Here is a 25,626-nt window from a genome sequence, read left to right on the forward strand (position 1 = left end):
ACCCCACAGACTGACCGTGGGGATGAAAAAAGAAACGAATTAGCCGTGGCGACGCTCAAAATCGATCATGAAATCGGTCAGGGCTTTCACCCCTTCAATCGGCATGGCGTTATAGATAGAGGCACGCATACCGCCGACGACACGGTGCCCTTTCAACGCGTGGAGACCGGCGGCGAAAGACTCTTCCAGAAATACCTTGTCCAGCGCGTTGTCCGCTAACTGGAACGGAACATTCATCCGCGAACGATTGGCTTGCGCGACATCGTTACGGTAGAAATCGCTGTTATCAATCACACCGTACAGCAGTTCCGCTTTTTGCTGATTAATTTTGTGCATCGCCGCCACGCCGCCCTGCGCTTTCAACCATTTGAACACCAGACCGGAAAGATACCAGGCGAAAGTCGGCGGCGTATTAAACATCGAGTCGTTATCATTCAGGACGGTGTAGTCGAGGATAGACGGGCAGCTCTCATGCGCCTTGCCTAACAGATCCTCCCGGACGATAACCAGCGTCAGCCCTGCCGGACCGATATTCTTCTGCGCGCCAGCATAAATCACGCCATAGCGAGAGACGTCCAGCGGCGCAGAAAGGATGGTAGAAGAGAAATCCGCCGTGACGACCACCTCCGGGCCAAAATCAGGCGTTTCATCAATGGCGATGCCGTCAATGGTCTCATTCGGGCAATAGTGTAAATAAGCGGCATTATCGGAAAGCTGCCACTCGCGCATCGGTTTCACGGCACGTTTGCCGTCAACGGTGATTTTGGCGTCGATAATCTGCGGCGCACAGTATTTTTTGGCTTCTTTGATGGCGCTCGCCGCCCAGTAACCGGCATCGACATAATCCGCCGTGGTTTTATCGCCCAGCAGATTTAGCGGCACACCAGCAAACTGCCCGCGACCGCCGCCGTGACAAAATAAAACTTTATAGTTGGAGGGGATATTAAGGAGATCGCGAAAATCCTGCTCCGCCTCCTCAGCAACCTGGATAAATTCTTTGCCTCGATGGCTAATTTCCATTACCGACGTACCAAGATCGTGCCAGTCACGCAGTTCCTGTTGCGCCAGTTTAAGTACTTCCGCCGGTAGCATCGCCGGACCTGAACTAAAATTAAAGACCTGAGCCATTTCCCCTCACCACGCTGCATTGTTGCCTGCCTGACAGACATCAGGCAAACGTTATTCATGTGGATATCGGTTTTATCATTCAGTGACACGCGCCGCAATGGGTAAAACAATACGCGGGGGAAATGCGGCGTACGTCACACAACAGAATCTTCCGGATTAACCGTATAAATCCGATATTTTCGCTGTTAAACAACGCGTTTAGCCCGGCTTGCCTTCGTCCATTCTGGATTTGCGCAGCGCGGACATAATTGTTTTTCTCCGACGGTCATTCGTACCACTTCACTGCAACGTACACAGGCATAATCGCCAGCCTCCGGCACCACCGTAAAGCGTGGCGTACAGTGTTCAGGAAGAATGCTTAATCCCGGCTTCACGTCTTTATCTTCAAAGAAATAGACGCTAATTTGACCATTCGTCTCAAGGATGGCCAGCCTGATCTGCCCCAGTTGTTCAACGCCATTCAAACGAAGCTCCATAAAAAATTCAAACTCTGTCATATTCGAGCGTTGCAGTTTTTCCCACGCCAGTTCGCCGTCTTCAACAACGACCACTGACTTACCTTCCAGTAGATCCTCCAACTTTTCACTATGCGCCATCAGCCACATGACCAGACGATAGAGCAGCGCCAGGGTGATGAATACCACCAGAACGGGAAGCATCGGAACATCATCATAAAACGCGACGTCGCCTGCCGCAGATCCCAATGTCAAAATGATCAACACTTCAAAAAGCGACATTTGCCGCACGCCGCGTCGTCCTGTCACCTTTAAGAAGAGAAAGACCAGGACAAAGGTGTAAAAGCTACGTAGCGCCACTTCCCCCAAAAATGCTATCGGCACGTTATCCAGCGCCATTCGTTGCAAATCAAATGCCTTCATTTTTTATGCTCTTCCTGTGAATTCCTGTGTAAAAGCATAGCCAATACTTTTATTTCCGCCGATGTCCCGGCGAGATAGCGCCCGTCACATAAAACCCGTATCATTGCGCGCTTTCCGTACGACAAAAGTGATTTTCATGACGCAAACATTTATTCCCGGCAAAGACGCCGCGCTGGAAGACTCCATCGCCCGCTTCCAGCAAAAGTTACTCGACCTCGGCTTTCACATCGAAGAGGCCTCCTGGCTGAACCCGGTGCCAAACGTCTGGTCAGTGCATATTCGCGATAAAGAGTGCGCGTTATGCTTTACCAACGGAAAAGGCGCGACCAAAAAAGCGGCGCTGGCCTCGGCGCTGGGCGAATACTTCGAGCGTCTGTCAACCAACTACTTTTTTGCTGATTTCTGGCTTGGTGAAACGGTCGCCAACGGGCCGTTCGTGCATTACCCGAACGAAAAGTGGTTCCCGCTGACTGAAAATGACGACGTGCCGGAAGGCCTGCTTGATGCCCGTTTGCGCGCGTTTTACGATCCGGAAAATGAACTCACCGGAAGTCAGTTGATTGATCTTCAGTCCGGCAATGAAGCACGCGGCGTCTGCGGCCTGCCATTTACCCGTCAGTCCGATAACCAGACCGTGTATATTCCGATGAATATCATCGGCAACCTGTACGTCTCTAACGGGATGTCTGCCGGCAATACGTGTAATGAAGCCCGCGTTCAGGGACTGTCGGAGGTCTTCGAGCGCTATGTGAAGAATCGTATTATTGCGGAAAGCATCAGTCTGCCGGAGATTCCTGCAGAGGTGATGGCGCGTTATCCGGCGGTAATGGAATCAATCGCCACGCTGGAAGCCGAGGGTTTCCCGATTTTCGCCTATGACGGCTCGCTGGGCGGTCAGTATCCGGTTATCTGCGTCGTGCTGTTCAACCCGGCTAACGGTACCTGCTTTGCTTCTTTTGGCGCGCATCCTGACTTTGGCGTTGCGCTGGAACGTACAGTGACCGAGCTACTCCAGGGACGCGGTCTGAAAGATCTTGATGTCTTCACCCCGCCAACGTTCGATGATGAAGAAGTCGCGGAGCACACTAATCTGGAGACCCACTTCATCGACTCCAGCGGCCTGATCTCCTGGGATCTGTTCAAACAGGACGCCGATTACCCGTTCGCGGACTGGAGTTTCTCCGGCACTACCGAAGAAGAGTTCGCCACGCTGATGGCCATCTTCGCTGCTGAAGATAAAGAAGTTTACATTGCCGATTACGAGCATCTCGGCGTGTACGCCTGTCGTATTATCGTACCGGGAATGTCTGATATTTATCCTGCCGAAGATCTGTGGCTGGCCAACAACAATATGGGTAGCCATCTTCGTGAGATTCTGCTTTCGCTGCCCGGTAGCGCCTGGAATAAAGACGACTATCTCAATCTGATTGAACAATTGGATGAAGAAGGTTTTGACGATTTCACCCGCGTGCGTGAACTGCTGGGTCTGGCGACCGGAGCGGACAATGGTTGGCATACACTGCGTGTCGGCGAATTAAAAGCAATGCTGGCGTTAGCGGGCGGCGATTTGGAGCAGGCGCTGATCTGGACAGAATGGACGATGGAGTTCAATTCGTCGATCTTTAGTCCGACACGCGCGAACTATTACCGTTGCCTGCAAACGTTACTGTTACTGTCGCAAGAAGACTCGCGTCAGCCGCTGCAATATCTCAATGCTTTTATAAAAATGTATGGCGCAGAGGCTGTAGAAGCCGCCAGCGCCGCGCTTAGCGGTGAAGCGGCTTTTTACGGACTACCGACTGTCGACCACGATCTGCAAACGTTCCCGGCCCATCAGTCCTTGTTAAAAGCTTATGATAAATTACAGCGCGCGAAAGCAGCATACTGGTTAAAATAAGGCCATATGAGTGTCTTAGGGTAGGTTTACACTATCGGCTGCGTTATATTACGGGGCGCTTTCGGGCCCCCGTAATATTTATTTTCGATAGGCGGCAAAAATGTAATAACAAGGTTAAATATTGGTAGTTAATATTAAATTAATTAACATAGTGATGTTACTTTATTTGTTGATTACTCCATTTTAATTAACCGTGTAACAGGAGGATTAGGGAAAAGATTCAACTCACATTATAATTTTTAAAATTTATTTTTATTTGGATAATCAAAAAGTTACACCGTAATTGCATAAAAACCATGCGTCTTACGGGCCTATAAGCCAGGCGAGATATGATCTATATCAAATTCTCATCTATAATGCTTTGTTAGTATCTCGTCGCCGACTTAATAAAGAGAGAGTTAGTGTGAAAGCTGACAACCCTTTTGACCTTTTACTCCCTGCAGCAATGGCCAAAGTGGCTGAAGAAGCAGGCGTCTATAAAGCAACGAAACATCCGCTTAAGACTTTCTATCTGGCGATTACCGCCGGTGTATTCATTTCAATTGCCTTTGTTTTTTATATTACTGCGACAACCGGTACTGGCGCGATGCCTTATGGCATGGCAAAACTTATCGGGGGTATCTGTTTCTCTTTGGGACTGATTCTCTGTGTTATCTGCGGCGCTGATCTTTTCACCTCCACCGTTCTGATCGTTGTGGCTAAAGCCAGCGGTCGCATCACCTGGGGGCAACTGGCTAAAAACTGGTTAAACGTCTATTTTGGTAACCTGATTGGCGCTCTGCTTTTCGTGTTACTGATGTGGCTTTCCGGCGAGTATATGACTGCCAACGGTCAGTGGGGACTGAACGTCCTGCAAACCGCCGACCACAAAATGCACCACACTTTTATTGAAGCTGTCTGCCTCGGTATTCTGGCGAACCTGATGGTTTGTCTGGCCGTGTGGATGAGCTATTCAGGTCGCAGCCTGATGGACAAAGCGTTCATCATGGTACTGCCCGTCGCCATGTTTGTCGCCAGCGGTTTTGAGCACAGTATCGCAAACATGTTTATGATCCCTATGGGTATTGTAATACGCGATTTCGCTACACCGGAGTTTTGGACCGCGGTCGGTTCATCTCCGGAAAGTTTTTCTCACCTGACCGTGATGAGCTTCATCACTGATAACCTGATTCCGGTCACGATCGGTAACATTATCGGCGGCGGTTTGCTGGTTGGGTTGACATACTGGGTCATTTACCTGCGTGGTAACGATCATCATTAATCGTGATGTTCGCTATACGCAGTAAATAAAAAATCCACTTAAGAAGGTAGGTGTTACATGTCCGAGCTTAATGAAAAGTTAGCCACAGCCTGGGAAGGTTTTACCAAAGGTGACTGGCAGAATGAAGTAAACGTCCGTGACTTCATCCAGAAAAACTACACTCCCTATGAGGGTGACGAATCCTTCCTCGCTGGCGCTACTGAAGCCACTACCACTCTGTGGGACAGCGTAATGGAAGGCGTTAAACAGGAAAACCGCACTCATGCGCCTGTTGACTTTGACACCTCTGTTGCTTCTACCATCACTTCTCACGACGCTGGTTACATCAACAAAGCGTTGGAAAAAATTGTTGGTCTGCAAACTGAAGCTCCGCTGAAACGTGCGATTATCCCGTTCGGCGGCATCAAAATGGTTGAAGGTTCCTGCAAAGCGTACAATCGCGAGCTGGACCCGACTATCAAAAAAATCTTCACTGAATACCGTAAGACCCACAACCAGGGCGTATTCGACGTTTATACTCCGGACATCCTGCGTTGCCGTAAATCCGGCGTTCTGACCGGTCTGCCGGATGCGTATGGCCGTGGTCGTATCATCGGTGACTACCGCCGCGTAGCGCTGTACGGTATCGACTACCTGATGAAAGACAAATTCGCGCAGTTTACGTCTCTGCAATCCGATCTGGAAAACGGCGTAAATCTGGAAGCGACTATCCGTCTGCGTGAAGAAATCGCTGAACAGCACCGTGCTCTGGGTCAGATCAAAGAAATGGCGGCTAAATACGGCTGCGATATCTCTGGTCCGGCGACTAACGCTCAGGAAGCGATCCAGTGGACTTACTTTGGCTACCTGGCTGCGGTTAAATCTCAGAACGGCGCGGCAATGTCCTTCGGTCGCGTATCCACCTTCCTGGATGCGTATATCGAACGTGACCTGAAAGCAGGCAAAATCACCGAGCAAGACGCTCAGGAAATGATTGACCACCTGGTCATGAAACTGCGTATGGTTCGCTTCCTGCGTACCCCTGAATACGATGAACTGTTCTCCGGCGACCCAATTTGGGCAACCGAATCTATCGGTGGTATGGGCGTTGACGGTCGTACTCTGGTCACCAAAAACAGCTTCCGCTTCCTGAACACCCTGTACACTATGGGGCCGTCTCCGGAGCCGAACATCACTGTACTGTGGTCTGAAAAACTGCCGCTGAACTTCAAGAAATTCGCCGCTAAAGTATCCATCGACACCTCTTCTCTGCAGTATGAGAACGATGACTTGATGCGTCCGGACTTCAACAACGATGACTACGCTATCGCGTGCTGCGTAAGCCCGATGATCGTTGGTAAACAAATGCAGTTCTTCGGCGCGCGTGCAAACCTGGCGAAAACCATGCTGTACGCTATCAACGGCGGCGTTGATGAAAAACTGAAAATGCAGGTGGGTCCGAAATCCGAGCCGATCAAAGGCGACGTTCTGAACTTCGACGAAGTGATGGAACGTATGGATCACTTCATGGACTGGCTGGCTAAACAGTACGTCACTGCGCTGAACGTTATCCACTACATGCACGACAAGTACAGCTACGAAGCCTCTCTGATGGCGCTGCACGACCGTGACGTTATCCGTACCATGGCGTGTGGTATCGCAGGTCTGTCCGTTGCTGCTGACTCCCTGTCTGCCATCAAATATGCGAAAGTTAAACCGATTCGTGACGAAGATGGTCTGGCTATCGACTTCGAAATCGAAGGCGAATACCCGCAGTTTGGTAACAACGACGCTCGTGTAGATGACATGGCGGTTGACCTGGTAGAACGTTTCATGAAGAAAATTCAGAAACTGACCACCTACCGTGGCGCTATCCCGACGCAGTCTGTTCTGACCATCACTTCTAACGTTGTGTATGGTAAGAAAACCGGTAACACCCCGGATGGTCGTCGCGCTGGCGCGCCGTTCGGACCAGGTGCTAACCCGATGCACGGTCGTGACCAGAAAGGTGCTGTCGCCTCTCTGACTTCCGTTGCTAAACTGCCGTTTGCTTACGCTAAAGATGGTATCTCTTACACCTTCTCTATCGTTCCAAACGCACTGGGTAAAGACGACGAAGTTCGTAAGACTAACCTGGCTGGCCTGATGGATGGTTACTTCCACCACGAAGCGTCCATTGAAGGCGGTCAACATCTGAACGTGAACGTCATGAACCGTGAAATGCTGCTGGACGCGATGGAACATCCGGAAAAATATCCGCAACTGACCATCCGTGTATCTGGTTACGCAGTACGTTTTAACTCCCTGACGAAAGAACAGCAGCAGGACGTTATTACTCGTACCTTCACGCAGACCATGTAATGGGTTTGACTGAAATTACGCCATAAAAAGCGTACAAAAAAGGCTCCATGTCAGTGGGGCCTTTTTAATTTTTTATAAAAGCATATTACGACAACCAGAATTTTTACTTATAAATAAAGTGTTATTATGTGATCTATATATTTTTTCCAGAATAGAATCAATTTCTCTTTTATTATTGTGATAATCATCATCATCCTTATTTAATGCATCAGATAACAGCATGGTGTTAGCTTCTGTAAAATCACATGACAATGACGGTGTATATCCTTGTAGCAGATAGATAAGTGTTGGATGAAACATATCAAACAGGACTTCCCCCTCTAATTCCCAGTAACCTATTTTAAAAAATTGGGTAGAAATCTCAAAAGACCCCATTTGAAGACAGCGTAGTTTATCCATCTCATCCTCAGTAAGCGTACCATTCCATTCAACACATGCCATTTTTCGATCTTCTCCAGACCGCATAAGCTTATAAACTTCATCCTTAATTTCATCATCCTCATTAACTTCCTGTCTAAGTTTAAAAGCAAAGTTTTGTAATAAGTCTGGATAGAGAGAAATTTTTTCTCCATACTTAATACATATTTTAAAAAACAACTCTTCTTCATCTTCTTCCATCACTTTAAAAATACAGTTTTCTGAAACATTGAGGAGACGATACAAATTACATTTCTCAATAACCTTGCCATCAATCTCAAATAAAACTTGTGTCTGACTCAGATCAAAACGCATAACAAAGCGGTCTTGTTGAGATGGATTAGTATATTTTTTTAATTGTACAAAGGCATGTATCTTATCCATGCCGTCTGTATCAACATTAAGTTCAGCTTGATTTTCACGTCTACATCCATGGATGAGTGTATATAATGCCTCCAGTGCCTCTTGTTTTTTTTGTGTCCTGAAGTTGTCCTTAAATCTATCCCATACCCCCATATATAGCGCTTCTTCTTTGTCAGAACTCATCAAATGGGCTAGCCGTGAAGCATTAATTTCATAGTTATGATGATTACCAAAACTTAACGTAACTGGCATAATAACTCCTTTGATTATTTACCGCGAAAGCAAAATTCAATCCGTTGCTCTCATTTTTTGATTAAAGCCACACTCTATTTTAAGAGATTGAATCACTCCGGCTTTAGAAATAACATCAGATTTAGACCTGATTGCATGTTGAATGCGACGCCAGGCGCTGGACAGGCATAGCGTTCTTTGGACGCATCTGAATTATGTTGAGAATTATTTTCGTTCTGACCAGGACAAAACGGCGCCAACCATTCGAAAAAAGAGGCGGGTCATAAACAGCAAAACCAGCACGCTATGGATGATACGCTTGCAGTATGTATTGCGGTTCAGGCGTTAAACAGAGGTTCAGAGCGGGTTAATGAACCAGAATTTCTGGCAGTGCAAGTTATGCAGCATAGATTTGCCGTATATTTTATACTGAATAGAGGTAAAATAGCGCCATTGCAGTACATTCTGGAACAGCCACACATTCTGTAGTCCAAAATTTACGCTCGCAGTACCGCTTTTTTACAGGATGCAACCCCCTTACCAGGGTGCTCAACATGCCCGGAATGTGTCCATAAACCCCACGTTATTTAGAGCTAGCCGAAGCGATATGAGTAACTTAACCAATTGTATTACAAAAGAAAATGTTGCAGTAACTGCTGATGAAAAGCCGGTTATTGGTCGCATTCACTCCTTTGAATCCTGTGGCACTGTTGATGGCCCGGGCATCCGCTTTATTACCTTTTTCCAGGGCTGCCTGATGCGCTGCCTGTATTGTCATAATCGCGACACATGGGATACGCACGGCGGTAAAGAAGTTACTGTTGAAGACTTAATGAAAGAGGTAGTGACCTATCGTCACTTTATGAACGCATCCGGCGGCGGTGTGACGGCATCCGGCGGCGAAGCCATTTTGCAGGCAGAATTTGTGCGCGACTGGTTTCGTGCCTGTAAAAAAGAAGGTATCCATACCTGTCTCGACACCAACGGCTTTGTGCGCCGTTATGACCCGGTGATTGATGAACTACTGGACGTTACCGATCTGGTGATGCTCGATCTCAAACAAATGAATGATGAGATCCACCAGAATCTGGTTGGCGTATCCAACCACCGGACGCTGGAATTCGCTCAGTACTTATCAAAGAAAAATGTGAAGGTCTGGATCCGTTACGTTGTGGTTCCCGGCTGGTCTGACGACGATGATTCCGCGCATCGCCTGGGCGAGTTTACCCGCGATATGGGCAATGTCGAAAAAATCGAACTGCTGCCCTATCATGAGCTGGGCAAACATAAATGGGTGGCAATGGGCGAAGAATATAAGCTGGATGGCGTGAAGCCGCCGAAGAAAGAGACCATGGAGCGCGTAAAAGGCATCCTTGAGCAGTATGGTCATAAAGTGATGTATTAATCGACAACTGTCTTATCCGCTTTTAAACGGCTACCTATAACGGTAGCCGTTTTGCTATCTGGATAACGCTCTTACCGCGAAAACACCAGTGACCTTAAAAGGCGCTCATATAACAGGAGCGCCGTGGAAAAGCGTATCGTTATGCGTGTCTACGCGCCAGTAACGGGAAAATTAAACCCAACCCGACCAGCACAAAAGGCGTCACAATATTCAACGTAAGCTGGAATATCCACTCCGGCGTGAACGCCTCCATTTTGGGGAAAATACCGGTAAGGCAGGCAAACGCAGTGAAGGAAAAACACCAAATCCCCACGGTTAACGCCAACGCCCGGTTGCGAATAAACACATATTCGGGTTTGTACTTTTGCGCCAGTCGAATGACGGCAATAAAGGCGACAAATACCCACAGATAGCGCAGCGGCATAACGACAGAGTTGAGATTAAGCAGCCATTTGTACAGGTTGTTCATATCGCCGATGCCAAGTGTTGGCAACATAATCAAGATAGCGACCAACACTAATGTCAGCAAATAACCGTTAACTGGCGTACCTGAAGCGTTAGTTCGACATAAGCGCTGCGGGATATATTTACTGTCTGCGTCACCCAGCAATACTTTCAGTGGTGCATCAATAGAAAACACCAGCGCGGCGATTTGACCCAGAGTATTGGCAATAGCATAAATCACCATTAATGTATTACCCATATGGTAATACTCACCCAATTTCTGGAACGCATAATACTGCCCATTGGTCATTAAATCGTCAGGTATATGCCGGGAGTCAAACATCATTCCCATCGCCAACGAACCGAGGATAGCGCAGACCGCAACCATGACGGCTAAAAAGAGCATCCCTTTCGGAAACTCTTTTCCTGGGTTCCGCGTCTGGTTGACGTAAGGTGAGATCTTCTCCGCCCCGCCAACCGCAAAGACCAACATAGATATGGTGGTGATATAGGTAAAATCGATATGGGGAATAAATGACTGCCAGGTGATGTTAGCGGTCGCAATTTCAACGTTTGTAATGGCCGGCGCGGTCACTGCCATCACAACGTATAAAATTGACATGATAAACATGGCAATCCCGGCCACAGACCCAACAACCTTTAGCGATTTCATCCCCCGGGAAGCAACCCACATAAAGAAAACAAACAATGCCAGCGTCAGCCCCTGCAAGGCAACGACGGTATACTCTTTTATCAACGAGCCGTCGCCTTTTAACGCCCATCCCAGAGCAATGAGTATCGCCTGCGGCTTTTGCGCCAGGTAGGGAATATGCACCACCCAATAGGTCCATGCCGCAAGGTAAGCCAGCCCCGGCCCCATCGTATGCTTAATCCAGGTACTGACGCCCCCTTTTCCCTCTTTGAAGGTTGAGCCCAGTTGGCCCACGATCAAGGCATAAGGAATAAAATAGAGCGCAAAAATAAACACCCAGGAGAAGACAACCACTAACCCCTGGTTAGCATAGTTATTGACAACATTGCCGAATCCCCAAACGGTAATAAACGACATCAAGGCAATGTTGTACCATCGCAACTGTTTTTCCTGCACATTCGGCATAACGCGATCCTTCGTGAACACAATGTTATTACTATAAATGAAGCGGGGAATTATGCGCGGTAAAGACGGGAAGAGAAAATAGAGGAACGCAAAATTATAACCTTCGGCACATTTTATTTTTCAGCAAAGCAAGAAAATTATGCAGGTCAATTATTCTACATAAAACATAAATAAAGAGTATGCAAGACTCACGTCCTGCATACGATTCAGAGAACAGTTAGATGTGGGCGACAGGATTGGGCGTCTGACCGGCGTTACGTAACAGCATCAGCAGATAAATAAACGATACGCTGGCGATCATAATAAACAGCAGATTATCTGAATAATTCTGCATTAACATCGCAGTAAAAGACGGCCCTAACAGGCTTCCTACCGTATAACTTAACAACAGCGCCTGGTTCATTGCCACAAGCTGGTGGTGTTCGACTTTTTCACAGGCCCAGGCCATTGCGACGGGATAAAGCGTAAAACCCGCCGCCCCCAGAATAAACAGAGCCGGCGCCATCGCCGCCTGGGTTAACATGGCGATACTGCCGAGTATTACAACGAATACCTGTACGCGTAACACCAGCAAGCGACCAAATTTGTCCGCCAGACGTCCCATTGGCCATTGCCCCAAAATACCGGCGCTAACCAGCACCGCCATCCAGAAACCGATGCTGGCGTTAGCCATCCCCTGATGCTTCAGATATAACGGCATCAGGCCATATAATGAACCAAGAACAATGCCGGAAATAATACAACCATTCACGCCAAGACGCGCCTGGCGTAGCTTCAGCATGGCGCTAATAGAAGTGGAATGACGCGCCTCCGTTTGCTGATTTACAATCCGGGTAAAGAGTAGCGGTAGAATTCCCGCCAGAATCATACCCGTAACCCAGGGAAGGACGTGCAGCAATTCACCAGACACTTTACTGACCAGTAATTGTCCAAGAAAGGTCCCCACGTAATAGACCATCATATAGGCGGCAAGCAGGCGCCCGCGATTATGCGAGGTTCCGCTGCACATCAACGCGCTTTCGACAACAACCCAAATCATGGCACAGCCGATGCCGGCAATAAAACGCCAGCTCATCCAGCTCCAGAACCCCACCATCACGCCCAATCCGACACAACCTGCGGCGAAGATCAACGAGGCAAGATAATAGCTACGGTTAAACCCAATGCGTTTAATTAAATACCCGGTAAATAATGTCCCGACCAGATTGCCGGTAAAATAAGACGAGCTGACCATCCCCACCTGCCAGGTAGGAAGGTTTGCCTGGGCAAGCCACAACGGAACAAGCGTATTCAGTACCGCAATGGCCAGAGTCAACAAAAGTAGCCCGCACAGCAAAAGCATGACGGGACGGGTATAGGTGGACATGAATAAAAACCGTGAGGAAGTTCAAATTTCATGCGCATCATGCCACCGCCAAAAACATTGTCAATCGGCTCCGCATGGGCGATCCGCAAGTTTTGAGACTATCGATTTGATTTACTGATTCTGAACGTGAATATATTGAACGGTTAAAAATTCATCTCCTTGTTTTTATTGATCTAACCCACAAAAGCGGCGTTTCGCTCAGTCGAAAAATTTCATGGTTCCTGCAGACGCATTTTTCCGGTCTATGCTTTCAGAGGAGGACTGCATCGCAAGGCTTTTGTTACCCCACTCCCCTTCCAATGGAGAAGATAATGGCCAGACCTTATGTTCGTCTCGATAAAAATAATGCCGCCGTGCTACTGGTTGATCATCAGGCGGGTTTACTTTCGTTGGTTCGGGATATCGAACCGGATAAATTTAAGAATAATGTGCTCGCCCTCGGCGATTTAGCAAAATACTTTAACCTGCCAACCATTTTGACCACCAGTTTTGAAACCGGGCCCAACGGGCCGCTGGTTCCGGAGTTAAAAACACAGTTTCCGGATGCCCCTTATATCGCACGCCCCGGGAATATTAATGCCTGGGATAATGAAGATTTCGTCACTGCCGTCAAAGCAACCGGCAAAAAGCAATTAATTATTGCGGGCGTCGTCACCGAGGTATGCGTGGCATTTCCCGCGCTGTCGGCCATTGAGGAGGGTTTTGAGGTCTTTGTTGTGACCGATGCTTCGGGCACATTTAATGAAATTACCCGCCACTCCGCGTGGGATCGTATGTCTCAGGCTGGCGCTCAGTTGATGACGTGGTTTGGCATCGCATGTGAATTACACCGGGACTGGCGAAACGATATTACAGGCCTGGCTACGCTGTTTTCCAATCACATACCGGATTATCGCAATTTGATGACCAGCTATGATACGTTGACGAAACAGAAATAGAAAACCGGGGCGAAAGCCCCGATTTTACTCCACTGCCGGATAAAAAGCAGTATGTTAACTGGCTACTGCCATGCCCACAGTCATATGCAGACCATAGAATACGCCGCGGCCAATCAATTCCCCCGCCAGCATCAGAATGAAGGCGACAGAGAGCAACGGTACCGCAGGTTGATACCCTTTTAACTGCGGCACAATCCAGCAGCACAGCGCCGCCGCCAGCAGCACCATACGCCATGCCATCAGCGAACCATAATCCGGCACCAGCGCAGACGCCTGCTGAATGGAACTGTGAATCGTCGCCAGTTCCGCGCCCTGCATGGCCGCCATAATAGCGCTGACCACCAGCGCCAGCACCGAAACCGCAGGCAACAGGCGCATCGCCCAACCATTCACGCCCGCGATACGCAGCAGTAGATAACCCAGCAGCGGCCCCCCCATAAAGAGCGTCAGGAAGAAGCCTAGCGGCGTCCAGATGCTATACCATGTCGGTACTGTATCGATGCTGTTATACACGCGTACCATCATCCAGACGAAGACGACGCCCAGTACCATCGTGATAACCAGCCAGAGTACACGCAAGGCCGACGGCAGCTTTTTCAGTACCGCCAGCAGCCAGCCAATCCCGCCGATCGCAAAAAACACCGAGCCGCTGGCAATTTCATTGCTCAGTGCGGAAGCGCCCACGCGGTTAAGCGAGTTAAAGGCGCGCATCGGCGAACCCAGATGCAACATCGAGGCGATAAAGCCAATCCCCATCAGCACCCACAGACCAAACATACAGGCGATTACCCGCTGCTGCGTTTCCGCGCGCAGATCGCCTTTCATCAGCGCCAGGGCCAGAACAATAAAACCACCAGCCACGCACTGACCAAAGACCGTGAAGATCATCAACGGCCATTCATGCCATCCACTTCCCATCTTATACCTCCTTCGGATTGGCCAGATAACCGGTGGTGTCCCCGGTCGGGCGGCTGTTGGCGTTGGGTTTTATCACAATATTCGGCTTCGTGAAGTGCGCGCGCGGCAACGGCGCAACGGCGGCCAGCTCACCGTGTTTTTTACGCAGTTCGTCTATCGGGCCGAAATCCAGCGCCCGCAGCGGGCAGGATTCCACGCAAATCGGTTTCTTGCCTTCCGCCACCCGGTCATAACAGCCGTCGCACTTGGTCATATGACCTTTGGCCGCGTTGTACTGCGGCGCGCCGTACGGGCAGGCCATGTGGCAGTAGCGGCAGCCGATACAGACCTCTTCGTTCACCACCACAAAACCGTCATCGCGCTTGTGCATCGCGCCGCTCGGGCAGACTTTGGTACAGGCCGGGTCTTCGCAGTGGTTGCACGAAATGGAGAGATAATAGGCAAAGACGTTCTGGTGCCAGACGCCGTTATCTTCCTGCCAGTCGCCGCCCGCATACTCATAAATGCGGCGGAAGCTGACATCCGGCGTCAAATCTTTGTAGTCCTTGCAGGCCAGTTCGCAGGTTTTGCAACCGGTGCAACGGCTGGAATCAATAAAAAATCCATACTGGGTTGTCATCGGTTACTCCTTACGCCTTTTCAACCTGAACAAGGTTCGTATGTGACGGGTTCCCCTTCGCCAGCGGAGAAGGACGTTGGGTCGTCAGTACGTTAATACATCCGCCCTGATCCACGCGTTTTGCATCCGGGTCGTACCATGCGCCTTCTCCCAGGGCGACCACGCCCGGCATCATGCGCGGCGTCACTTTAGCCTCGATATGTACTTCGCCGCGATCGTTGAAGATGCGGACTTTATCGCCATTTTTGATACCGCGTTTCTGCGCGTCCATTGGGTTAATCCACATTTCCTGGCGACAGGCAGCTTTCAGGACGTCTACGTTGCCATAAGTGGAATGAACACGCGCTTTATAGTGGAAGCCCGTCAACTGCAACGGGAATTTATCCGTTAGCGGATCGTTATAGTTTTCAAAACCTGGCGTGTAGATCGGTAATGGATCGATCACGTCGCCTTCCGGCAACTCCCAGGTGGCGGCGATATCCGCCAACGCCTGTGAATAGATTTCAATCTTGCCCGATGGCGTTGTAAGTGGATTCGCCTGCGGATCTTCGCGGAAGTCTTTATAGGCAACATGGTGGCCTTCGGGGTCGCGCTGTTTGAAGATGCCTTGCTTACGGAACTCCTCAAAGGTGGGCAGATTCGGAATGGATTTACGCGACTGTTCGTACAGATGACGCATCCACTCTTCTTGCGTCCGTCCTTCGGTAAACTGTTGCTCCACGCCAAGACGTTTCGCCAGTTCGCTGGTCATCTCATAAATCGTTTTACACTCGAAGCGCGGTTTAATCGCCTGGTCAGTGAAGATAACGTAAGACATGTTCCCGCAGGAGGCATCCAGCGCAAAGTCCATCTGCTCAGAAGCGGTGCAATCCGGTAACAGAATATCGGCGTATTTTGCCGACGAGGTCATATGACAGTCGATAACGACGATCATTTCGCACTTCTTGTCATCCTGTAAGATTTCGTGGGTGCGGTTAATCTCAGAGTGCTGGTTAATCAGACAGTTGCCAGCATAGTTCCAGATCATTTTGATCGGCACATCCAGCTTATCTTTACCCCGCACGCCATCACGCAGCGCCGTCATTTCCGGGCCGCGCTCAATGGCATCGGTCCACATAAACATGGAGATGCTGGTTTCAACCGGGTTTTCCAACGTGGGCATACGTTCAAATGGCAGGTCATAAGACCCTTCGCGCGCGCCGCTGTTACCGCCGTTAATCCCAACATTACCCGTCAGGATCGCCAGCATCGAGATGGCGCGCGTGGCGATTTCTCCATTAGCGTGACGCTGTGGTCCCCACCCCTGGCAAATATAGGCGGGTTTAGCGCTGCCGATTTCTCGCGCCAGCTTAATAATGCGATCCGCCGGGATACCGGTAATTTGCGCCGCCCACTCCGGCGTCTTCGCGACACCGTCTTTACCCTGGCCCAGAATATAGGCTTTATAGTGGCCGTTTTTCGGCGCGCTGGCAGGCAAGGTTTTTTCGTCATAACCGACGCAATATTTATCCAGGAACGGCTGATCGACCATGTTCTCGGTAATTAATACATATGCCAGGCCATTGACCAGCGCCGCATCGGTACCTGGGCGAATCGGAATCCACTCATCTTCACGACCGGCGCCGGTGTCGGTGTAACGGGGATCGATAATGATCATCCGCGCGTTTGATTTCTGCCGCGCCTGTTCAAGATAATACGTTACACCGCCCCCGCTCATGCGGGTTTCGCCTGGATTATTGCCAAACAACACCACCAGCTTACTGTTTTCAATGTCGGATGGACTATTGCCATCCGCCCAGCCGCCATAGGTGTAGTTCAGACCCGCTGCGATTTGCGCGGAAGAGTAATCGCCGTAATGGTTGAGATAACCGCCGCAGCAGTTCATCAGACGGGCGACCAGCGTTTTTCCCGGCGGCCATGAACGTGTCAGCGTACCGCCCAGAGTTCCCGTGCCATAGTTCAGATAAATGGACTCGTTGCCATACTCTTTGATAAGACGCTGCATATTGGTGGCAATGATATCGTAGGCTTCGTCCCAGCTAATACGCTCAAATTTACCTTCGCCGCGCGCGCCGACGCGCTTCATCGGATACTTGAGCCGATCCGGGTTATAGACGCGACGACGCATAGAACGACCACGCAGGCAGGCGCGAACCTGGTGCAGACCATCGTAATCATCGTTTCCGGTATTATCTGTTTCTACATATTTGATTTCGCCATCCATAACATGCATACGTAGCGGACAACGGCTGCCGCAGTTTACCGTACAGGCGCTCCAGACGACTTTCTCGCCCGTTTTCGCCGGGCTTATCGCCTCTGCGGCGTTAGCGATGCGGGTAAATGGCAGGGTAAATGCGCTACTGGCCATCGCCAGGCCGCCTATCGCAGTGGTTTTGACTAAACCACGACGGCTCACCTCGGCTGCCAGCACGGCATCAGGGATCTTAGTTTTCATAAGGGCTCACTCTGCTGCTCACAATAAAAACAATAAGTCGATGTATAGATTTTTATATAGCGATGACACCGTTATAAAGTCTGATATATATCGAAAAAGTAGAAAAATAGCGTTAAAAACTGACCTTCATTCGAAATCAGTATTACCCCTAATAGAGTAGGGATTATTGTCCGGTATCAAACTGGCATAAAAAAAGCGCCCGAAGGCGCCTTTTAGGAGAGGAGAAAGCGAGGATTAGCCGATATATTCCAGTCCGTTCATGTACGGACGTAATACTTCCGGCACTTCAATGCGACCATCAGCCTGCTGATAGTTTTCCATCACGGCTACCAGGGTACGGCCTACCGCCAGACCAGAACCATTCAGGGTATGGACCAGGCGGGTCTTTTTGTCGGACTTACTGCGACAGCGTGCCTGCATACGACGCGCCTGGAAGTCCCAGATGTTAGAGCAAGAAGAGATCTCGCGGTAGGTATTCTGCGCCGGAACCCAGACTTCGAGGTCATAGGTTTTGCAGGCGCCGAAGCCCATATCACCGGTGCACAGGATGATTTTACGGTACGGCAGTCCCAGTAGCTGGAGCACTTTTTCCGCGTGGCCGGTCATCTCTTCCAGCGCCGCCATGGAATCTTCCGGGCGAACGATCTGCACCATCTCAACTTTGTCAAACTGATGCATACGAATCAGACCACGGGTATCACGACCATAAGAACCCGCTTCAGAGCGGAAACAGGGCGTATGCGCCGTCATTTTAATCGGCAACTGATCTTCGTCGATGATTTCATCGCGTACCAGGTTGGTCAGCGGAACCTCCGCCGTCGGGATCAAAGCATAGTTGCTGCTGTCTGCTTCTTCTTCCAGCGGGCGAGTATGGAACAGGTCGCCTGCGAATTTCGGCAATTGACCGGTGCCATACAGCGTGTCGTGGTTAACCAGATACGGCACGTAGTTTTCGCTATAGCCGTGCTGTTCCGTATGCAGATCCAACATGAACTGCGACAATGCGCGATGCATACGCGCAATCTGTCCTTTCATCACCACAAAACGGGAGCCGGTCAGCTTAACCGCAGCGGCAAAGTCGAGGCCGGAGTGCATTTCCCCTAAGGTGACGTGATCGCGGATTTCAAAATCAAACTCACGCGGCGTACCCCAGCGGCTGACTTCAACGTTGTCGTTTTCATCTTTGCCTACCGGCACTTCATCCGCAGGCAGATTTGGAATGGTTAGCGCGATATCGCGGATCTCCGCCAGCAAGGAATCCAGCTCGGCTTTCGCCGCATCCAGCTCTTCGCCCAGTTTATTCACTTCCCGGCGTAAAGGCTCAATATCTTCCCCGCGCGCTTTCGCCTGGCCGATGGATTTCGATCGAGAATTACGCTCTGCCTGCAGGTTTTCCGTGTTGACCTGCAAAACTTTACGACGCTCTTCAAGAGCGCGCAGCTTATCTACATCCAGCTTAAAGCCCCGGCGTGCCAGTTTTTCAGCGACTGCGTCTGGCTCATTACGCAGCAGATTGGGATCGAGCATGCTTATCCTGTGCTTATCGAATAATAAAAGGAAACGCGATCAATTGATGATCGCATCTGATTATATTGATGAACGTAAAACCCGTTTATTTGATGGCGACGTTTTCGCCTTATCTGACCGACAACAGCAATAACGCATCCATTGCGCCATACCCGCGGACCTCATAAGCAACGCGCTATCAGGCATAACGAGATTCATCATCAACGCCATGATACCTGGAGCATCATATTTAGAGATAACCTTACCGCAACGTTTACCCTAGCGGTAGCGTTTTGTGGGGCTATTTTGATCCTGTTCAGCCAGCCAGGCGAGCTTTTCGCCAATCTTGCCTTCCAGACCACGATTTGTCGGATGATAATAGCGCGTTTGCGCGATTTCCGGCGGGAAGTACACTTCACCCGCAGCATAAGCATTGGGCTCATCGTGGGCATAGCGGTACTCCTGGCCATAGCCCATCTCTTTCATCAGTTTGGTTGGCGCATTACGCAGATGGACAGGAACGTCATAATCAGGACGTTCGCGCGCGTCGGCCAGCGCAGCCTTAAAGGCGGTATAGACGGCGTTGCTCTTCGGCGCGCAGGCGAGATAAACGATAGCCTGCGCGATCGCCCTTTCGCCTTCAGCCGGGCCAACGCGAGTGAAACAATCCCAGGCGGCAATGGCGACCTGCATCGCGCGCGGATCGGCATTACCAACATCTTCCGAGGCGATAGCCAGACAGCGACGCGCCACGTACAGCGGATCGCCTCCTGCGGTAATAATTCGGGCATACCAATAGAGGGCAGCATCCGGCGCGCTACCGCGCACTGATTTATGTAAGGCGGAAATAAGATCGTAGAAACGATCGCCTTTGTTATCAAAACGCGCGCTGCGCTCGCCGGCGATCTCGGTCAATAAGGCGGGTAATAAAACCCGTTTACCGCTGTCATCCGCCTCCGCCATATCGGCCATCATTTCCAGCGTATTTAAGGCGCGTCGCGCGTCGCCATTGACCAGCTCAGCAATCGCTCGCCGTGTCTCATCCGGTAACACGATATCCTGATCGCCGTAACCACGCGTTTTGTCCTGCATCGCCTGGTCCAGCACTTGCTCAATATCGTCGGTGGTCAATGATTTCAGCAGATAGACCCGCGCTCGCGACAATAGCGCCGAGTTCAGTTCAAAAGAGGGGTTTTCCGTGGTCGCGCCGATAAAGGTGATAGTGCCATCTTCGATATGCGGTAAAAAGGCGTCCTGCTGGCTTTTGTTAAAGCGATGCACTTCATCGACAAACAGGATGGTACGGCGTCCGGCATTACGATTCTGGCGGGCACGCTCGATAGCTTCACGGATCTCTTTCACCCCGGAAGTAACAGCGGAAATACGCTCGACATCAGCGCTGGCGTAGCGGGCGATCACTTCGGCGAGCGTGGTTTTTCCCGTGCCTGGCGGCCCCCATAAAATCATAGAGTGCAGATGTCCGGCCTCAATAGCGCGAGGCAACGGTTTACCTGCGGCCAGCAAATGCTGCTGGCCGATATACTGCGCTAAATTTTCCGGCCGCATCCGCGCGGCCAGCGGTTGAAAGGTATTATCAGAAAAATCGAGCGACAGATTGCTCACTCATCGCCTCTACTTACGTTGGTCGTCTATCGTTACCCCTTGCGGCGGAGTAAACGTAAATTTTGATGGATCAACAGCGCCGTTTTGCTGGGATTTTAACTGATAGGCGCTACGCTGATCGTCTTGTTCTATGGCGCTAAACTGATGGATAGTCCCGTCGCGTCCCACATTGATGGTGAACTGTTTCAGATTGCCGTTGCTGGCTTTCGGCGTCAGCACAAAATTATCGCCATCCTGCTTAATATTATACTGCTGCCAGTCGCTGGCCTGGTTGCGGGCAATTAGCATAAACGGTGTATTTCCGGTGGCATCTTTCAACCACGTGGCGGTAGCCTGTTCTACAAACGGGTTATAGAACCATAACGTTTTGCCGTCAGAAACCAGAATACTCTCGTCGGGTTGCGTCATATGCCAGTTGAATAAATTTGGCCGCTTAACCCATAAATCACCTTGCCCCTCCTGCACCGCAGCGCCGCTGCCATCGGTGACTTTTTGAGTAAAGCTGGCGTGAAAGCTGCTCACTTTATCCAGACGGCTTTTCAGAGAGCTGGCGGCGTCAGCCCATACGCTGCTGGCTACAACGCTTGAAAGTAATGCACAGGCGATTGCCATTTTTTTCATCATTATTCCTCAAGTTTCGACACTCCCGACCAGGAGCGCCTTTTGCTTTCTATTCCAGGCCAAAAATCAGCATGAGGAAAGAAGAAAATACTGAATTTTGTTACCGGATGGCAGCCTGAACGGCGCCATCCGGCTTACAGGTTTACTCAAAAGGCGGCGGAGCCAGCACTTCACGATTACCGTTATGTCCCTGAGCGCTGACAATACCCTGCGCTTCCATCTGTTCGATAATACGCGCCGCACGGTTATAGCCGATGCGGAACTGACGCTGAACGCCGGAAATGGACGCTTTACGCTTCTGGGTGACGAAATTAACGGCCTGATCGAATAGCGCATCTAATTCTTCGCCGCCGTCAAAACCGCCGCCACCACCTTCGCTTTCGCTGTCGGAGGTAATGCCATCCACATATTGCGGACGACCGCGCGCTTTCCAGTCCTGGACCACCGCATGGACTTCCTGGTCACGTACAAACGCTCCATGGACACGTACCGGCATGGTGGAGTTTGGTCCGGAGTAGAGCATGTCCCCCATCCCCAATAGCGACTCAGCGCCGCCCTGATCAAGGATGGTGCGGGAGTCGATCTTGCTGGATACGGTAAAAGCAATACGGGTTGGAATGTTGGCTTTAATTAAACCAGTAATCACATCGACCGACGGACGCTGCGTCGCCAGTACCAGGTGAATCCCCGCGGCGCGCGCTTTCTGTGCCAGACGCGCGATCAGTTCTTCAACTTTTTTACCGACGGTCATCATCAGGTCGGCAAATTCATCGACCAGTACCACGATATACGGCAGTTTTTCCAGAACCGGATGCTGAATATCCATACTGTCGCCCGGCTTCCAGTACGGGTCCGGAATCGGACGTCCCATGCGGGCCGCTTCGGCGATTTTCTCGTTGTAACCGGCCAGGTTACGCACGCCGAGCGCGGACATCAGCTTATAGCGACGTTCCATCTCATTGACGCTCCAGCGTAACGCGTTAGCCGCGTCTTTCATGTCGGTGACAACTTCGGTCAGCAGATGCGGAATACCTTCGTAGACCGAGAGTTCCAGCATTTTCGGGTCGATCATGATAAAGCGAACGTCTTCCGGCTGCGCTTTATACAGCATACTGAGGATCATGGCGTTAACCCCGACCGACTTACCGGAACCGGTCGTACCAGCCACCAGCAGGTGAGGCATTTTCGCCAGATCCGCCACTACCGGATCGCCCGCGATATCCTTACCTAACACCACGGTAAGCGGTGACGGATTCTCGCGGAATTTGGCGTTATCCAACACTTCGCGCAGATAAACGGTTTGCCGTTTCTTGTTCGGCAATTCCAACCCTACGTAAGGTTTGCCTGGAATGACTTCCACAACGCGTACGGCTACGGTTGACAATGAACGCGCCAGATCGCGGGAAAGGTTGGAGATACGCGCCGCTTTAACGCCCGGCGCCAGATTCAGTTCAAAGCGAGTAATGACCGGGCCTGGCGAATAGTTCACCACATCAGCTTTAATGCGGAAATCCGCCAGGCGCGCTTCAACCAGACGCGCCATTTGTTCCAGCGCAAAGGTATCTACCGGTTCAACTTCGCTCGGCGGCGGCGTCAGAAGATCTAACGAAGGCAGCGGCGTCGTCGGACGCTGTAATGGACGGCTGTCGCCGTTACGCATCAACAGCGGGTGGATCAGGCTGTCTTGCGGCGCTGCCGGTTGTTGCGGCTGCGGCGTAACCGACTGTTGCGGCTGCTGATAATGCGGCTGCGGCGCTACCGGCTGTTGCGGCTGCTGATAGTGCGGCTGCGGCGCTACCGGCTGTTGCGGCTGCTGATACTGCGGCGGCTGCGCTACCGGCTGCTGAACAGGCGCTGACTCGGACATTACGCCCGGCGTGAACAACGGTTCGTGCGGGCCTTCATCAACCAATACTTTCATTGGCGAGAAATCAAGATCGTCCAGTGAGAACGGCTGCGCGCCAGCGGGTTGCTCGCCGGAATAGCGCTGCTGTTGCGAAGCAGCAAACTGACGGGCCAATTCAGCTTCCGCGGCGGTATCGTCATCATCTGTCTGCTGCGTATCGTGCTGATACGCCTCACCATAACGATGCTGCTGCGACTGCGCAAACTGACGGGCTAACTCGTCCTGATGCATTGCATCTATTTCTTCATCTGTTAACTGCGGGCCCGTCTCGTACTGATTGCGCTCCGCCTCGCGGGCTTTTTCTTCTGCAATCCTCTGCGACGGCAGTTTAATACCGTACGACGCCAGTTCCCGACGAGTCGGCACGCGAACGCGGTTCGGACGCGGCAGTTGCGGACCAATCCCCTCTTTCACCTGCGAACGCGGCGCGCCGCCGGTAGCCAGACCAAATGCAGGCGCAGCGGCTGCGGCGCCTGCTGCCAGGGCGCCACTCTTGATACCTGCGGCAAGCGGCGCGGCGGCGGCTACCGCTTCTACTGGCGGTATGGATGGCGCGACAGATACCGAAGGTTTGACCGGCGTGCTCTCTTTTACCGGCTCCGGAATCGGTTGGTACCATGCCGCCAGTTGTTCGCGCTCACGGGCGCGTTTCTCTTCCACCTCTTCAAAATAGTAAAGCGGAGGACGGGCGGGTCTGGTCTCTTCTATGCCAGGTTCAGGCTCGGTGGCAACCTGCTGTTCGATAACCGGCGGCGGCATGTGGGAAGGTTCAGCCGCTATCGGCTCCGGCTGATAAACTGGCGTCGGCTGATGGGTCGGCTCCGACTGCCAGTGTTGTTCGGCATCCGGCGCCTGCCATTGCGGCTGTGTTTCCTGCGGCGCAAGAGATTCATATTCTGCTGTGGTCGCTGGCGTCGCGGCGTATTGCGGCGCGGAGGCGACAGGAACAGGTTGCTGCCACGGCGCACCTTGCGCCTCCTGCGGTTGAGCATATTGCGGATGCGGCGGATACCCCTCCGGCGCAGGCGCGATAACCGGTTCGCCAGTTTGCGGCCCCGGTACGGGCTGCCACTCCACGGTCGGTTGCGCAGCAACCGGCTCCGCCCCCGGCATGGACGGCATTTGCATGATGGGATCGGCGGACGCCGCCCACGTCTGAGTGGCTGCGGTTGCGGCCGCAGCGGCGGCGACAGGTTCAACCACAGAGTGACCGTTTAGCAGAGGATCATAGTCATCATATTCCGACTGCGTCGCACGGTTGCCCGAAAACAGAACATCGTCGGGATCGGCAGCGACGCCGCGCGCGCTATACTGGATATCATCGTCATCATCCATCCGTTTGCCGGAAAAGAGCGCGGCATCGGTCTGACGGCCCCGTGGATTGCTGAATTTTTCAGCCAGTCGTTTACGACGCGCCAACGCGCCGCGCAGAATACGCGCCCGGCGAGATTCACGCTGCACACCGTCTGTTTCTTCATCGTATTCGTCATCATACTCTTCGTCGTCAACCCACGTATCATCACGCCGGGTACGGTTGCTGGCGAAAGTCAGTATATTAAGTAACCAGCCGCCTAATTTTTCGGCGATACTAACCCAGGACCAGCCGGTAAAGAGCGTCAGCCCGGCAGCCCAAATACAGAGAAGCGTTATCGTTCCGCCGCTACTATGCAGCAACGGCTGCAGCGTGGTGCTTAACAGGCTGCCAATTACGCCGCCGGAGGCGAAATACCAGATATCGTCGGCGTTAATGGCCGCCAGACCGCAGGAGGTGAGAATCAGCGCCAGCACGCCGATAAGGCGTAGCGACACGGCGAAATAATCGATGTAATCATCCGTAGACTGGTGACGCCACGCAAACCAGCACCCACCGACAATAATGACAGGGATGGTGTAGGCCATCACGCCAAAAATAAAGAACAGAGTATCGGCCAGCCACGCGCCCGGCGCACCGCCTAAATTATGGATGGGTTCATGCCAGGCGGTTTGCGACCAACTGGGGTCCGAAGGGTTAAAGCTCAACAAGGCCGCCATCAACCAGACGGCAAAAAGGGCAATAAGTATCAACAACGCTTCCAGAAGTCGGCGCCCGCTGCTTAACTTCGTCAATGTGACGTCTTTGTCTTCAGTATATTCCTGGCTCAAAAAAGGCTCTCCAGGTTCCGGGCTTTTCCCGCCCGATGCTAAAACGGACAA

Annotated in this window: 17 protein-coding genes and 1 pseudogene; 6 read left to right on the forward strand and 12 right to left on the reverse strand. The window is 51.4% G+C overall.

What is annotated here, in order from left to right; genetic code table 11:
- Positions 1-39: 39 nt before the first annotated feature.
- Positions 40-1,128 (reverse strand): 3-phosphoserine/phosphohydroxythreonine transaminase, encoded by a 1,089-nt coding sequence (gene serC, locus ACE15A_RS14500; protein ID WP_023247064.1) that lies wholly within the window; start codon positions 1,126-1,128, stop codon positions 40-42.
- A gap of 185 nt (positions 1,129-1,313) precedes the next feature.
- A complete protein-coding gene (locus ACE15A_RS14505) occupies positions 1,314-2,006 on the reverse strand; it encodes a DUF421 domain-containing protein (protein ID WP_053509614.1) in 693 nt (230 codons plus the stop codon).
- 136 nt (positions 2,007-2,142) lie between these two features.
- Between ACE15A_RS14505 and ycaO the strand changes: the two genes are divergently transcribed.
- The 3 genes from ycaO (at position 2,143) to pflB (ending at position 7,504) form a co-directional block, all read left to right on the forward strand.
- Positions 2,143-3,903: a 30S ribosomal protein S12 methylthiotransferase accessory factor YcaO gene (ycaO, locus tag ACE15A_RS14510; RefSeq protein WP_053509678.1), complete on the forward strand. Its 1,761-nt coding sequence runs from the start codon at positions 2,143-2,145 to the stop codon at positions 3,901-3,903.
- 403 nt (positions 3,904-4,306) lie between these two features.
- Complete coding sequence (gene focA, locus ACE15A_RS14515; RefSeq protein WP_023247067.1) at positions 4,307-5,164, forward strand: formate transporter FocA; 858 nt, start codon at positions 4,307-4,309, stop codon at positions 5,162-5,164.
- 57 nt (positions 5,165-5,221) lie between these two features.
- A complete protein-coding gene (pflB, locus tag ACE15A_RS14520; RefSeq protein ID WP_053509612.1) occupies positions 5,222-7,504 on the forward strand; it encodes a formate C-acetyltransferase in 2,283 nt (760 codons plus the stop codon).
- A gap of 72 nt (positions 7,505-7,576) precedes the next feature.
- Here pflB and sopD2 read toward each other — a convergent pair whose 3' ends face one another.
- Entirely contained in the window at positions 7,577-8,536 is a 960-nt protein-coding gene (gene sopD2, locus ACE15A_RS14525) for a type III secretion system effector SopD2 (RefSeq protein ID WP_053509610.1), read from the reverse strand.
- 131 nt (positions 8,537-8,667) lie between these two features.
- Between sopD2 and ACE15A_RS14530 the strand changes: the two are divergent.
- Positions 8,668-9,004 (forward strand): annotated as a pseudogene (locus ACE15A_RS14530) (cytoplasmic protein).
- A gap of 118 nt (positions 9,005-9,122) precedes the next feature.
- Positions 9,123-9,920 (forward strand): pyruvate formate lyase 1-activating protein, encoded by a 798-nt coding sequence (pflA, locus tag ACE15A_RS14535; protein WP_023247070.1) that lies wholly within the window; start codon positions 9,123-9,125, stop codon positions 9,918-9,920.
- Positions 9,921-10,059: 139 nt separating this feature from the next.
- Here pflA and ACE15A_RS14540 read toward each other — a convergent pair whose 3' ends face one another.
- Both ACE15A_RS14540 and ACE15A_RS14545 read right to left on the reverse strand, forming a co-directional pair.
- The gene (locus ACE15A_RS14540; protein WP_023247071.1) at positions 10,060-11,481 is read right to left on the reverse strand and encodes an APC family permease; all 1,422 of its coding nucleotides are present in this window, start codon (positions 11,479-11,481) and stop codon (positions 10,060-10,062) included.
- Between the two features lie 217 nt (positions 11,482-11,698).
- Positions 11,699-12,847, reverse strand: a complete 1,149-nt coding sequence (locus ACE15A_RS14545) for an MFS transporter (protein ID WP_000109276.1) — start codon at positions 12,845-12,847, stop codon at positions 11,699-11,701.
- A 311-nt stretch (positions 12,848-13,158) separates the two neighbouring features.
- Between ACE15A_RS14545 and ycaC the strand changes: the two genes are divergently transcribed.
- Positions 13,159-13,785, forward strand: a complete 627-nt coding sequence (gene ycaC, locus ACE15A_RS14550; protein ID WP_053509607.1) for an isochorismate family cysteine hydrolase YcaC — start codon at positions 13,159-13,161, stop codon at positions 13,783-13,785.
- 54 nt (positions 13,786-13,839) lie between these two features.
- On the opposite strand, the gene ACE15A_RS14555 is transcribed toward ycaC, so the two are convergent.
- The 7 genes from ACE15A_RS14555 to ftsK form a co-directional block, all read right to left on the reverse strand.
- Positions 13,840-14,703 (reverse strand): dimethyl sulfoxide reductase anchor subunit family protein, encoded by an 864-nt coding sequence (locus ACE15A_RS14555; RefSeq protein ID WP_023247073.1) that lies wholly within the window; start codon positions 14,701-14,703, stop codon positions 13,840-13,842.
- 1 nt (position 14,704) lies between these two features.
- A complete protein-coding gene (dmsB, locus tag ACE15A_RS14560; RefSeq protein ID WP_000213069.1) occupies positions 14,705-15,322 on the reverse strand; it encodes a dimethylsulfoxide reductase iron-sulfur subunit DmsB in 618 nt (205 codons plus the stop codon).
- A gap of 10 nt (positions 15,323-15,332) precedes the next feature.
- Entirely contained in the window at positions 15,333-17,777 is a 2,445-nt protein-coding gene (dmsA, locus tag ACE15A_RS14565) for a dimethylsulfoxide reductase subunit A (protein ID WP_064055876.1), read from the reverse strand.
- 234 nt (positions 17,778-18,011) lie between these two features.
- Positions 18,012-19,304, reverse strand: coding sequence for a serine--tRNA ligase (gene serS, locus ACE15A_RS14570; RefSeq protein WP_023248443.1), 1,293 nt, complete (start codon positions 19,302-19,304; stop codon positions 18,012-18,014).
- Between the two features lie 258 nt (positions 19,305-19,562).
- Complete coding sequence (gene rarA, locus ACE15A_RS14575) at positions 19,563-20,906, reverse strand: replication-associated recombination protein RarA (protein WP_000067785.1); 1,344 nt, start codon at positions 20,904-20,906, stop codon at positions 19,563-19,565.
- A gap of 9 nt (positions 20,907-20,915) precedes the next feature.
- The gene (gene lolA / locus ACE15A_RS14580) at positions 20,916-21,527 is read right to left on the reverse strand and encodes an outer membrane lipoprotein chaperone LolA (RefSeq protein WP_023183251.1); all 612 of its coding nucleotides are present in this window, start codon (positions 21,525-21,527) and stop codon (positions 20,916-20,918) included.
- A gap of 142 nt (positions 21,528-21,669) precedes the next feature.
- On the reverse strand, positions 21,670-25,575 hold the full coding sequence (ftsK, locus tag ACE15A_RS14585) for a DNA translocase FtsK (protein WP_053509602.1): 3,906 nt from the start codon (positions 25,573-25,575) through the stop codon (positions 21,670-21,672).
- Positions 25,576-25,626 lie beyond the last annotated feature (51 nt).

It is taken from the genome of Salmonella sp. HY31, from assembly GCF_042604575.1.
Taxonomy (GTDB): Bacteria; Pseudomonadota; Gammaproteobacteria; order Enterobacterales; family Enterobacteriaceae; genus Salmonella; species Salmonella diarizonae.